At 69.4% G+C, this 13253-nt stretch carries 9 protein-coding genes; 2 read left to right on the top strand and 7 right to left on the bottom strand.

Annotation, left to right across the window (positions count from 1 at the left end):
- Positions 1-7 precede the first annotated feature (7 nt).
- From GV027_RS15635 to GV027_RS15620, 4 genes are all read right to left on the bottom strand, one after another.
- Positions 8-1120, bottom strand: a complete 1113-nt coding sequence (locus GV027_RS15635; RefSeq protein ID WP_159512420.1) for a glycosyltransferase — start codon at positions 1118-1120, stop codon at positions 8-10.
- Positions 1117-2994: an HAD family hydrolase gene (locus tag GV027_RS15630; RefSeq protein ID WP_236559254.1), complete on the bottom strand. Its 1878-nt coding sequence runs from the start codon at positions 2992-2994 to the stop codon at positions 1117-1119. The genes GV027_RS15635 and GV027_RS15630 overlap by 4 nt, the downstream gene beginning before the upstream one ends.
- A gap of 299 nt (positions 2995-3293) precedes the next feature.
- On the bottom strand, positions 3294-5327 hold the full coding sequence (locus GV027_RS15625) for an alpha/beta fold hydrolase (RefSeq protein WP_159512418.1): 2034 nt from the start codon (positions 5325-5327) through the stop codon (positions 3294-3296).
- A 134-nt stretch (positions 5328-5461) separates the two neighbouring features.
- Positions 5462-6295: an alpha/beta hydrolase gene (locus GV027_RS15620; RefSeq protein WP_236559253.1), complete on the bottom strand. Its 834-nt coding sequence runs from the start codon at positions 6293-6295 to the stop codon at positions 5462-5464.
- A 142-nt stretch (positions 6296-6437) separates the two neighbouring features.
- Here GV027_RS15620 and GV027_RS15615 point away from each other — a divergent pair, with 142 nt between their 5' ends.
- Both GV027_RS15615 and GV027_RS15610 read left to right on the top strand, forming a co-directional pair.
- Positions 6438-7193, top strand: coding sequence for a Crp/Fnr family transcriptional regulator (locus tag GV027_RS15615; RefSeq protein ID WP_159512417.1), 756 nt, complete (start codon positions 6438-6440; stop codon positions 7191-7193).
- 91 nt (positions 7194-7284) lie between these two features.
- Entirely contained in the window at positions 7285-10443 is a 3159-nt protein-coding gene (locus GV027_RS15610; protein ID WP_159512416.1) for a helicase-related protein, read from the top strand.
- Positions 10444-10446: 3 nt separating this feature from the next.
- On the opposite strand, the gene cobF is transcribed toward GV027_RS15610, so the two are convergent.
- The 3 genes from cobF to GV027_RS15595 are packed head-to-tail and all read right to left on the bottom strand — an operon-like array spanning position 10447 to position 13249.
- Entirely contained in the window at positions 10447-11214 is a 768-nt protein-coding gene (gene cobF / locus GV027_RS15605; protein ID WP_236559252.1) for a precorrin-6A synthase (deacetylating), read from the bottom strand.
- The gene (gene cobA / locus GV027_RS15600) at positions 11211-11930 is read right to left on the bottom strand and encodes a uroporphyrinogen-III C-methyltransferase (protein ID WP_031440828.1); all 720 of its coding nucleotides are present in this window, start codon (positions 11928-11930) and stop codon (positions 11211-11213) included. The genes cobF and cobA overlap by 4 nt, the downstream gene beginning before the upstream one ends.
- A complete protein-coding gene (locus GV027_RS15595; RefSeq protein ID WP_159512968.1) occupies positions 11927-13249 on the bottom strand; it encodes a cobyrinate a,c-diamide synthase in 1323 nt (440 codons plus the stop codon). The genes cobA and GV027_RS15595 overlap by 4 nt, the downstream gene beginning before the upstream one ends.
- Between the last annotated feature and the right edge of the window lie 4 nt (positions 13250-13253).

Here is a 13253-nt window from a genome sequence, read left to right as displayed (position 1 = left end):
GAACGGATCAGGCCGGGTGCGGTGCCGTGCCCCAGAGCCTTGCCGCCAGCGCTTCGAGCCAGCGCGCGGCATCGTCGGCGGGGGCCTCGGCGATCATCGCGCGCTGCCGCTCGGGGCGGTGCTGCGCATAGGCGGCGTCGATCGCCTGCGTCCACGCGTCCGCCGACGACGGCAGATGCGGCCGGATGCACGCCACCCCCGCCGCGCCCAGCGCGTCGGCCTTGCGGTGCTGCTCGTCGAAATAGCGCCACTCGGGTACCGCGATCCACGGCCGCGCCGCCGCCAGGATCTGCTGGCAGGTCGTGTTGCCCGTCGACGCGATCACCAGATCCGCCGCCGCGACATAGTCCGCCGCATTCTCCACCCAGCCGCGATGTTCGATATTGGCGGGCTCGGTCGCATGCCAGTCGCGCACGACCGGCCCGATCGTGATCCAGCGCGCGGCAGGCCGGCTGCGCGCGCCGACGCCCAGTGGCGCCTGCCCGAACCCGCTGCCGCCGCCGCCGGCCATGACGAGGATCATCTCCTCGCGCTCGCCGATCCCCAGCCGCTCCCGCGCCGCGCTCCGGTCAGCCCCCTGCGTATCGACCCCCAGCCCGCCCGCGAAACACGTCTTTTCGACCATCGCCGCGTCCCAGTCGGGCTGGGCGAGATCGCGGTGGAACGCGGCGAGCAGCCCGGCGGCGCCGTCATAGGCCGCGCGGTGCCCGGCATCGCCGCGGTCGCCATGCTGCAGCACCTTCACGTGCGGTACGCTGCAGATCCGCGCCAGCTGCGCGATCTCCGCCGACACGTCGCAGATCATCAGCGCGGGGTCCGCTTGCGCGAACCAGTCGGCGATCGTCGCCATCGCGCTTCGAATCCCCGGCCAGCCGAGCGGCGCGCAGTGCAGCGTCGCGGGCGTCGCGACCCAGTCCATCGCCACCTCCGCCCCGGTCGGCTCGAACAGCGACGGGATTGTCACGATCCGCGCCTGTGCCGGCAGCGCGGGGAAGATATCGTCGCGCGCGCAGAAGATCGTCACGGAACGCGACGGCGGCAGCGCCTGCAGAATCGCGGCGCAACGTTCCGCATGCCCGCGACCCTGATGGTGGACGAAATAGCCGAACGGACGCGTCATGCCGCGACTTGCACGGCCGGCGTGGTCAATCCGAGCCGTGCCAGCCCCTCGACCACCCCGGCGGCATGGTTGCGCGTGGTGCGGTGCAGCCCGGGACGCGCGGCAAGCGTCGACAGTTCATCACTCGCATTGGCAACGACGATCGCGAACCCGCATGCGTCGAGCATGTCGAGGTCATTGCCGCTGTCCCCCGCTGCGATGCAGTCGTCGAGTGTCAGTCCCAACCCGGCCGCATAAGCCGCGATCGCTGCCGCCTTGCCGCCGCCGGGGGACAGCACGTCGATCAGCCGACCGTGCGAGAACACGACCCGCGCTGCGAGCCCCGCCTGCGTCAGAGCCGCGCGGATCGCTGCGGCGTCGGCGGCGTCGCCAAAGAAGCTGAGCTTGTGCGCGCCCTCGGTAACGACCGGCTGAGCGCAGATGCCGAGCGGGGCAATCGCCGCACGTACCGCCGCCCGGTCCCAGTCCTTATCGAGCGCGTCAGTGAACGCTGCGCAGGACTGCCACCCGCCTTGCGCCGCCGGACGGAGGATCCGCGTCCCGACATCGACAATGAACGCGTCCGGCTCGGGCAAATGCCACTGCGCCAGCACCGCGCGCGCCTCGGCGAAGCTGCGCCCCGTCGCGACCACGAACGGCAGGCTGCTGCCATGCCGCCAACGTGCGAACGCCGCTGCACCATCGACCGACCCGGTCAGCGTGTTGTCGATGTCGCATGCCAGCAGAGCGGGTTGGCGCCGTAATGCCGCATAGATCCTGACAGCCGACCCTGCATAACGCTGCCAGTCATACGCCACACTTCCCCCGCGCGCCGCTTGGCTCAGCCGCGCATGAAGTCCGGCGTCTTCGATCACCGCGCGGCAGGCCGCCGCGATCCCTTGTTCGTCACGCGGATCGACCAGCAGGCCGTGACCGATCTGCGCGACGATCTCCGCCGGCCCTCCGTTGCGGGTCGCGACGACCGGAACGCCGGCCGCTGCCGCTTCGATCAGGGTCAGCCCGAACGGTTCGTGCAGCGCCGGGTTGACAAACACGCCGCCTGCCGCCGCTCGCCGGTACAGCGCAGTGACGTCCGAAGCATCGTGCCGCGGCGGCAAGGCGAATCGCCCGCGCAGTGCAGGACTAGCGGCAAGCGCCTGCAGTTCGCCCAGCACCGCCCGTTCCTCACTCGACGACTGGCCCCCATGTTGCCCGGCGAGGATCACCAGATTCGCACGTTCGTGCAGAACCGGATCCGCCGCAAACGCGCGGACAAGGGCCGCGAGGTTCTTCTTCGCCACCGGTCGCGCGATCGCCAGCAGGATCGGGATATCAGGCCGATCGAGCCAGTCTCCCAGGCGGTCGACAAGCGTCACCGTGTCACCTGTGTCAGGACGGCACGGTACGCCTGGCGGAACGCAGTGGATCCGGCCCGCGACCCCGACGCCATAGGCCGGGACCTGCCGTTCGGCCTCGTCCCGCGTCGACACGATCAATGCATCCGCCGCGGCGATCGCGATCGTCTCCGCCGCGATCCGCGTGTCGAGTTCGGCTCCGCCAAGGCCCTGCCGCCGCTTGTCGATCGCCAGCGCATGCGGCGTGTAGACGAACGGAATGCCGAACCGGCGGCGTGCCTCGATCGCGACGGCTGCGGCATCGGCGAAATGCGCATGGATGACGTTGGGCATGACCGCCAGTCCGGCAATGTGACGGCAAAACGCCTCGGTGAATGCGGGCAGGTCGGCGGCGAGCGCCTCCTTTTCGAGATAGCGGTCGTCGCCACTATCGACCCGGTCGATCGTCAATCTGTCGGTGACGCACTCCGATCGCAGGCCATGCACGGATGGAAGATCCGCAGACCGGAACAACCGGGTAACGATCGAGACCCGGTCCACGCCGGGAAGCTTTGCCTGAACCAGCGCTGCGTCGACCACATACGCAAGATGCCCCCCGGAGTCGGCCGTAATGCCGAAGTCGATGGGCGGCGCTTTCAGGCAGCCCCCGAGGGCCAAATGGAGAATGAACAAGGCGACCCCGTATCGTTAGTATGGCGAAACGACACGCCACGACATTCGATCCCGGGGTGCGCGGTTATCGCGTTGCGCTATGTTAACCCTGTTGCAATCTGACGTTTTCTGCCGCTGCTGGACAGCGGCGCCCCGGCATGTCTGCATGCCCGGGGCGCCCGTTTATGTCACCGCACCGGGTCGAATGCGAACAATGCGGTCGGCAGCGATGCCGGCGCACCCGGCTTGAACCAGCTGGTGTCCTGGATATGGCTCGCGGTCACATAGATCCGCCCGTCGGGCCCTTCGGAGAAGGTATCGGGCCAGCGCAGCCGCTTGTCGGTCAGCACCGGCTCGACGTGATCGCCGACCAGCCGCGTGATGCTGTCGTCGGTGGGCGACGTGATGTACAGCACCCCCGCCTTGCTCATCCACAGACCGTCCGCGACATGCGTCTCGGCGATGGTCTTTACCCCCGCCGCCTGCTGCGCTGCGCTCACGCCCTCGCGGAGCAGCCCGGTATCGATCGCGTACAGCGTCTTGCCGGTCAGCGCCTGATAATACAGCGTCTTGCCGTCGTTCGAGATTGCGATCCCGTCCGCGGAGAAGGCCGGCTGGCGGCCATCGGGACGAACCAGCGGCTTGCCATCGGTCATGACGGTCACGCTCTTGTCGATCTGCGTCGAGCCATGCCCGTCGAGCGCGCGCATTCCCTTGCCGCTCTCCAGGTCGATCACGATGATCGCGCCGCGCGTACCCGAATCCGTGATGTAGCCGGTCTTGCCGTCGGGCGAGAAGCGGATGTCGTTGAGGTACGTGCCCTGGAGCGCGACATCGGGCGTGACCTTGATCACCTTGGTCACGCGGTTCGTCGCCAGGTCGATCCTGACCAGCTTCGGTGCTCCCTCGAGTGGCTTTTCGTTACCCGGCGCGCCGGGATCGAGCACCCACAGATTGCCGTGGCCATCGGGGACGATCGACTGGACGCAGATGAAATAGTCGCCGACCGGCAGTTCGTTCGCGCGCGCGTTGCGCCAACTGTTCCACGTGTCGTCGGGATAGGCCTTGAGCTTTCCGTCCGGCAGCACCTCGGCGACAGAGATCGGCGCATCGTCGGTCCAGCGCGGAAAGTTGACGAACCGCCGCCCGTCCGCGGTCACCGCGACGCCGGTCACCTGGTGGTCGAACGTCGCCACCTGAGTCAGCGGGCTCGCCGCGGTCCTGGCCTGTGCGACGCCGGCCGCGGTTGCGGCGGCGGCGAGTGCGAACAGCGCGGCGCCTGCGAGAAGGGGTTTGAACTTGGACATGTCGTGGCTCCGGTAAATCGTGTCGGACAAGGTGGCGGGATCGCCGGTGAAGAGCGTGACAAGCAGGTCGGCGACCGCCTCGGGCCGCTCACGCTGTGGAAAATGGCCGACGCCCGGCAAGGTGACGAAGGCGAAGGGGCCCGAGAATTTCTCCGGTACCGCGGTGGTCGCGCTCGGCGGGTTTACCCCGTCCTTCGCACCCTGAATGTACAGCGCGGGCAGCGACAGCGTCTCGCTCGCCTTTACCGCTTCCTCGAGCCAGACGCTCGCGGGATCGGGTGCCGCCTCGTCCCAGCGCGCGCGATAGCTGTGCAGCGTGACGTCGACCCAGTCCGGATTCCCGAACGCGCGCGCCACCCGTGCAAAGGTCGCCTCATCGAACCAGCCCGGCGGCGACCAGTTGGTCCAGTGGACATGCGCAAATCCCCTGGGGTCATCGCGCACCGCCTGCGCGCCGCGCGCGGTGGCCATGAACCAGTGGTACCATTGCCGCTGCGTCTGTTCGAACGGCGGCGTCGGCATGCCGCCCAGTCGCGGCGGCGTCGCGAGCATCGCGATCCGCTGCACCCGCTCGGGCCATCCCACCGCCAGCGCCTCGGCGATGTTCGAGCCCCAGTCATGCCCCGCGACCATGAACCGCGCGATCCCCAGCCCGTCCATCACCGCGATCGCGTCCATCGCCAGGGCCGCGCTGTTGCCGGTGCGCGGCGTATCCGCCGCCACGAACCGCGTCTCGCCAAACCCGCGCAGGCTCGGCACGATCGTCCGCAGCCCGGCTTCGTGCAGCGCGGGCAGGACGTCGTCCCAGGTCGAGGAGTCATCGGGCCAGCCGTGCAGCAACAACACCGTGTCGCCCTCGCGCGGGCCCGTATCAGCATAGGCGATCGCCAGCGTCGGCGTGTTTATCACCGGCATATCAGCACTCCGCCATCGACAGGGCCGCGACCCGCGCGAAGGCGCGATAGGGGGGCGAAGAGGCATGGGTCGTCAACGTCATGGCATTACTCGCTGCAAAAATGGGAGGGAGAAAGGATCCCCCTCCCAACGCATCAGCGCTTCGCAGGAGCCATGGCGAACGCCGCCTTCAGCCGTGCGACCGCGAGATCGTTCGCATCCTTCGCGCCACGCACGATCGTGCCCATGCCGAAGAACTCATGCGTCACGCCCGGGAAAGTGCGCTGCTCGACCTTGTCGCCCGCCGCACGCATCGCCGCGGCCAGCGTCTCGCCGTCCGACCGCAGCGGATCGATCTGTGCGTTGATGATCGTCGTCGGCGGCAGCCCGCGCAGGTTCGCCCCGACCAGGTTCAGCCGCGGATCCTGCGCGTCCGCTTTGCTGGTCTGGTAGTAATAGCCGAACCACGGCAGCATCGCGCCGTTGAGCGGCTTCGCATTCGCCGAATCCCGGCGCGACGGCAGCGTCTTGCTGCTGTTGGCGATCGGATAGACCGAGACGATGTGCAGTGGCGCGGTCAGGCGATTGTCGCGGGCATAGATCGCCGTCGCGACCGCCAGATTGCCGCCGGCGCTCTCGCCCGCAACCGCGATCTTCGCCGGGTTGCCACCCCATGCCGCGGCATTGGCCAGCGTCCAGCGATAGGCCGCCGCCGCGTCGTCATGCTGTGCGGGGAACTTGAACTCGGGGGCATGACGATATTCGACCGACACGACGATCGCGTTCAGCGCCTTCGCCATCGCGCGCGGTGCCGCGTCATAGGTCGCGACGTCCGCGATCACCCAGCCGCCGCCGTGATAATAGACCACGACCGGCAGGCCCTTGGCATTGGCGGCGGTCGCCGGCTTGTACACGCGGGCAAACTGCTTGGCGTCGCTGCCATAGGGCATGTCCTGCGTCGTCACCGATGCGTCGGGCGTCGTCGGCACGCAGCGTCCGTCGAATGGAATGTGTCAAAATTGCCTCCTGTATCATTGAGAGGCGCAACCCCGGCGGCGGCGTGGGAGTTGCTGTACGAAACCGGACGAAGACCGGATCGTATTGAATTCGTGCAGTGTTTCAGGGGGCGTGATGGTGGGCGACAATCGACTGGAAACCATCGACCGGGATGGGGCTGGCGACGCGTCGTCGGCGCGAGGCACAGGAAACCGGCTGCTTCAGCGTCTGAGCCCCGACGACTTCGCGTTGATCGCGCCGCATCTCGACCGCGTCCCCTTTGCGGTCGGCGAGTCGCTGACGCATGCGGGCGACCGGATCGAGACGCTCTGCTTTCCCGAGGAGGGGATCGCCGGCGTGCTCGACGCGCTCGAGGGCGATCATCGCTTTGCGGTCGGGCTGATCGGCGCGGAGGGCTTTGTCGGCTGGTCCGCGCTGCTCGGCGACAACCGCTCGCCCTATGACGTCGTGATGCGCGCCGAACAGGGCGTCGCGCTGCAGCTGCCGCTCGACCGCTTCCACGCCGCCGCCGCGCAGAGCGACACGCTGCGGCTCGCGCTGCTCCGTTTCGTCCAGGTGTTCATGACCCAGATGGGGCGGACAATCGTATCGTCGCTCGCGCATTCGATCGAGCGACGCATGGCGCGCTGGATCCTGCTCTATCACGATCGCATCCGCGACGACGCGATCTGCATGACGCATGAGGAGTTCCGCCTGATGCTCGGCGTCCGGCGCAGCAGCGTGACAGAGGCGCTTCACCGGCTCGAGGAAGAACAGGCTATTCGCTCCGTGCGCGGCCGCGTGCTGGTCCGCGACCGCGACGTGCTGATGCGGATGGCGGGCGACACCTATGGCCATGCCGAATCCGAGTATCGCCGCCTGCTCGGCTGAGCCAGTCGGAACATTTCGTGCACGGATCACGGAACGAGCCGGTCCGCATACCGTTCATTCAATGGGCGCCAACGGCCCGACCGGAGGGGCCATGCTGAAGCGTACCGACCATATCGACCTGCCGGGCGACACGCGCGCCGCACCGGCAACCCTGCCCACGGCGATCGTCGTTGCCGAGCTGCTGACCGCCGGAATCGACCGTGCCATTCTGGTAGTCGAGGACGAGGCGCGCGCCGAGGCGATCGCCTGTCTCGCGGAGGGGTTCGCCCCTGCGATGACCGTCGTCCATCTCGTTGCGAGCGATGCGCTCCCCGGCGACTCCGCGCCGCCCAGCGCCGCCAATGTCGGCCGCCGGGTCGAGGCGCTGCGCCGTCTGCGCGCCGCGACCGCGACAGCCTCGACTGACCCGATCCTCCTCGTCCTTTCCGCCGAGGCGAGCGCAGTCCGCTATCCCACCCCCGCCGCGTTCGACGAGGCGCCACCGGTATTCCGCGTCGGCGATACGATCGACATCGCCGCGCTACCCGCGCTAGCCGACACGATCGGCTACACGATCGACGACCGCGTCGACGAACCCGGCGAGATCGCGATCCGCGGCAGCGTCGTCGACCTGTTTCCGGCCGATCGCGCGAACCCCGCCCGGATCGAATTCGACGACAATTCGGTCATCACCGAAATTCGCAGCTATGACCCGGTGTCGCAGCGCAGCCTCGAAACGCTCGACGCGGTGATCGTCGGTCGCGCCTGCGAACCCGATCTGGGTGACGGCGTCGCGATCACCGAGCATCTGCCCGACGCCGCGCTCCATTTCGACCCTCTGGTCGCCGACCGCCGCACGCGGTTCCTGGCGCTTGCCGCCGACGGCACCGCGGCGCGTCAGGTCAAGGCCGCGCTGGTCGACACGCGCGCCTGGAACAAGGCGACCGCCGGCCGCCAGATCCTCGCCACCGACACCCCGGTCGAACGCACCCCGCGCTTCATCGAGCGGCGCGATCCCGTCCGCGCATTCCGCCGCTTCGCGCGTTCGGTGATCGCCGACGGCCGGCTCGCGATCGCCGGGTCCGCGCGTGACCTTCGTTTCCTCGCATCGCGGCTCGGCGTCGACGCCGAACACGTCGACAGCCTTGCCGAGGCGGCGGCCGCACCCGTCGGTTCGGTGTCACTGCTCTGCGCTCCGCTCGACCAGGGCTTTGTCCATGCCGATCTCACCATCGTCGCCGCCGCCGATCTGCTCGGCAGCCGCGCACGACTGGACGACGGCCCCGGTGTTGGCGTTGCGGCCTTTGCCGAAGGTGCGACGCTGCAGACCGGCGACATTGTCGTGCATGAGGATCACGGCATCGGTCGCGTTCTCGGGGTCGAGGCGCTGCCCGACCTCGATGGCGTCGCGGCCGACGCGATCGTGCTCGACTATGCCAAGGGCGCCCGCCGGCTCGTACCCGTGCATGAAGCCGATCGCATCTGGCGTTATGGCGCAGACGCGGATGCGGTGACGCTCGACACGCTCGACGGGGGAAGCTGGACCAAGCGTCGCGCCGCGATCGACACCGCGATCGCGGAAAGCGCACGTGCGCTTCAGGCGGTCGCCGCCGAACGCGACGCGCGGACGACACCACCGATCGTACCCGATGTCGCGCTCTACGAACGGTTCGCTGCGGGCTTCCCGTTCTCCGAGACCCCCGACCAGGCCCGCGCGATTGCGGCGGTCCGGAGCGACCTCGCCAGCGGCAAGCCGATGGACCGGCTGATTGTCGGCGATGTCGGCTATGGCAAGACCGAGGTTGCGCTCCGCGCCGCCGCGCTCGTCGCGCTGGCTGGTCGCCAGGTCGCGATCGTCGCGCCCACCACGGTGCTGATCCGCCAGCATCTCGAAACGTTCCGCACGCGCTTTGTCGGCACCGGGCTGGAGGTCGCTGCGTTGTCTCGGCTGTCGACGCCTGCCGAGCGCAAGCGCGTCTGCGCCGGGCTCGCCGACGGGTCTATCGCGGTCGTCGTCGGCACCAGCGCTGTCGGCGGCAAGGGCGTCGCCTTTGCCGATCTCGCGCTCGTCGTGATCGACGAGGAACAGCGGTTCGGCGCGAAGGCCAAGTCGTCGCTGCGCGACATGGGCGCGGGCCATGTCCTCACGCTCAGCGCCACGCCGATCCCGCGCACGCTCCAGTCGGCGATGGTCGGCATCCAGGCGATCTCGGTCATCGCGACGCCACCCGCGCGCCGCCAGCCGATCCGCACCATCGTCGCGCCGTTCGACGACGCCGCGGTGCGCAAGGCGCTGCGCCGCGAACGCGCGCGTGGCGGCCAGAGCTTTGTCGTCGTGCCGCGGATCGAGGACATCGCCCCGCTCGCGAAAACGCTCACGCGGCTCGTTCCCGAACTCGGCCTCGTCATCGCGCACGGCAAGATGGAGGCGGCCGAGCTCGACGACGCAATGGCGGGCTTTGCCGCGGGCGACGGCGATGTGCTGCTCGCGACCAACATCATCGAGGCGGGGCTCGACGTGCCGCGCGCCAACACGATGATCGTCCACCATGCCGACCGGTTCGGCCTGTCGCAGCTCCACCAGCTGCGCGGTCGGGTCGGACGCGGCGGCCGGCGGGGCCAGATCCTGCTGTCGACCGACGGCGAGGCCATGATCGCCGAGGCGACGATGAAGCGCCTGCGCACGCTCCAGGCCTTCGACCAGCTCGGCGCGGGCTTCGCGATCAGCGCGCGTGATCTCGACATGCGCGGCGCGGGCGATCTGGTCGGCGAGGATCAGGCCGGCCACATGAAGCTGATCGGTATCGACCTCTACCAGCACCTGCTGGGTCGCGCGCTGAAAGCCGCGCGCGGCGAACCGGTCGATCAGTGCCAGCCGGTGCTCAATCTCGGCGTCGGCGGCATGCTTCCCGAAGAGTGGATCCCCGAGACCGACCTGCGGCTGACGCTCTACGGCCAGCTCGCGCATCTGACCGACATCGCCGCGCTCGATGCGTTCCAGGCCGAGCTCGAGGACCGGTTCGGCGCACTTCCCGACAATGCCGTCCGCCTGCTCGAATGCGCGCGGATCCGCGCACTCGCCGCCGCCGCCGACATTCGCCAGATCGATGTCGGCCCGGGCGCCATCGCCTTCACCCCGGGGAATCCGACCGCCGCCCTTCCGGCGCCGTTCGAACCGGCGAAGCGCCGCTGGCTGGTCCGCGAACGGATCGAGGATCCCCTCGCCCGCCTCGACCGCGTCCGCGAGCTGCTGAGCGACCTGTCGGAGTGACGCTCAGCCGCCCGTGCGGCGCAGGAGATACACGTCCATGATCCAGCCGTGCCGGGCGCGCAGCCCGGTACGGCACGTGACGATCTCCGCCCTGACCGAGGCGAGCGGCCCGGCGATCAACGCCTCCTGCGCCATCCCCAAATACGCCCCCCACCAGATCGTGATTCCCTCGGGTGCGAGCGTCTCGAACGCGCACGCCCCGTCGAGCATCACCGCCAGCGTCTCGACCCCCGCTGGCCACCCCTCGGCGCGCAGCCGCCGACCGGTGGTGATCGTCACGGGCGCAGCGAGCGTGTTGAGCGGGATCGCATGCGCCGCGGTCAGCGCCTGCAGGCTGGTGATCCCCGGCACCACGCTGACCCCGATCGACCGCCCTCCCGCTCGCAGCCGGTTAGCGATCCGGAGGCTGCTGTCGTAGAGCGACGGATCCCCCCAGACGAGGAACGCGACCCGTCCTCCGCCCGGCAGATGCTCGGCGATCTGCGCCGCCCACACCGCCGCGATATCATCGTGCCACGCATCGACCGCCGCACGGTACGGCGCGTCCGCATCGCGCTCGGGCAGATCGAACTCCGCCACTCTGGCAGGCCCGGTCAGCAGCGCGGCGCAGATCGTCCGGCGCAGATCGACCAGATCGGATTTCCCCGCGCCTTTCCGCGGCAACAGGATCAGGTCGGCGGCGTTCATCGCCGTGACTGCGGCGCGCGTCACATGATCGGGATTGCCCGTGCCGATCCCGATCAGCGATATCGCGATGTCGACTCCGCTCACGGCGCCATCAACGATCCATAGAGGATCAGCGCGGGCTTGTCGGACACGCCCCCCGCCAGCCGCGCCGCGAGCCCCGCGATCGTCGACCAGGTCAGGCTCTGGTCGGGATGCCCGACATTCTCGGCGAGCAGCGCGGTCGTGTCGCCCGGCAGGCCATGTGCGACGAGCGACTCAACCAGAGCCGGAAACGTCCGCTGCGGCATGAACACGACCGTTGTCGCCTCCGGATCGGCGAGCGCGGCCATGTTGCGCTGCTGCGGCAACTGCCCGGTCACGTCATGGCCGGTGACATATTGCACCCGGCGCGCGGACAGCCGGCGCGTCAGCGGGATCGCGGCGGCGGCAGCAGCCGCGCTCGCCGCGCTGATCCCCGGGACGATCTCGAACGTCACGCCCGCCTCGCGCAGCGCGACGATCTCCTCCTCTAGCCGCCCGAACATCCCCGCATCGCCAGACTTCAGCCGGACGACGCGCGCCCCCGTTAGCGCGTGGTCGACCAGCAGTTGCGAGACATGCGACTGGCGCGGCGACGGCCGCCCCGCGCGCTTGCCGACCGCGACCAGTTCGGCACCGACGCGTGCATGGCCCAGCACCGCGCCCGACGACAGGTCGTCGAACAGCACGACGTCGGCGCGCTGCAACCGCGTCACCGCCTTCAGCGTCAGCAATTCGGGGTCGCCGGGGCCGGATCCGACGAACGAAACGAAACCGGTCATGCAGCCGGTTGGCCAAGGGGGGCGATCATGTGGAAGAAACTACCCGTCACGCCGCCGCGATGCGAGCCGGTTTCGGGTACTCCTTGCCCATTCGCGTCGACCACCTGCGCCAGCGGCGCGTCGGGCTGGTCGAGGATCGTCGAATAATGAAACTCGTGCCCCGCCAGCATCGCTCCCGCCGCGATCCCGCCGATCGGCGCGTACAGCGTCGCCCGCCGATAGCCCAGATGCATCCGCCGCTTCTCATAACTCGTCACCAGCCCGAGCAGCCCGGCCATCCGATGCCGGGTGCCGTCCGCATCGATCAGCCCCTCGCCCAGCGCCATATAGCCGCCGCACTCGCCGTGCACCGGCCGCGTTTCGGCATGCAGCGCCAGCGCCAGGCGGAACCGGTCCGCCGCCGCCAGCGCACCCGCATGCAGTTCGGGATAGCCCCCCGGCAGCCAGACCAGATCCGCGTCTTTCGCCGGCGCCTCGTCCGCCAGCGGCGAAAAGGGCAGGATCTCCACCCCTGCGCTGCGCCACCCGTCCAGCACATGCGCATAGGTGAACGAAAAGGCGGCATCCTGAGCCAGCGCGATCCGCTGCGCCGGCGGGGTGGGCACGACTGTCCCCTGCGCGACGGCTCGCGGCGTGGCGGCGGCCGCCTCGCGGAGCGCGGCGATATCGACATGCGCGCGCAGGAACGTCGCATAGGCCGCGATCTGCGCGTCGAGTGCAGGGTGCTCGATCGCCTGCACCAGCCCCAGATGTCGCTCGGGGAGCGTCAGGTCGCCGCGCCGCGGCAGCGCACCGAACACGCGGATCCCGACCGCCTCCATCCCGCTGCGTGCCAGCCGTTCGTGCCGCTCGCTCGCCACGCGGTTGAGGATCACGCCTGCGACCCGCACGCTTGGATCGTAGCGCGCGAACCCCAAAGCGGTCGCCGCCGCGGATTGCGCCTGCCCCGACACGTCGATCACCAGCACGACCGGCCAGCCCATCCGCCGCGCGACGTCCGCGCTCGCGCCATTGCCCGTCGCGCCCGCGTGCGCAACGCCGTCGAACAGCCCCATCGACCCCTCGGCCAGCGTCATGTCCGCATCGTCGCCGCGCGCCGCGATCCCGTCGAGTCGCGGCCCCGTCATCGCCCAGCTGTCGAGGTTGAACGACGCGCGCCCGCTCGCCGCGCGGTGAAACGCCGGGTCGATATAGTCCGGCCCGCATTTGAACGGCTGCACCGCGATCCCGTCGTCGCGCAGCGCGCGCAACAGCCCGAGCATCACCGTCGTCTTCCCCGTTCCCGACGCAGGCGCAGCAACCAGCAGGCCCGGAGTCATGCCG

The sequence above is a fragment of the Sphingomonas sp. T1 genome (assembly GCF_902506585.1).
Lineage (GTDB): Bacteria > Pseudomonadota > Alphaproteobacteria > Sphingomonadales > Sphingomonadaceae > Sphingomonas > Sphingomonas aerolata.
Note: the sequence above shows the minus strand (reverse complement) of the source record. Positions and strands in the feature narration are given on the sequence as shown.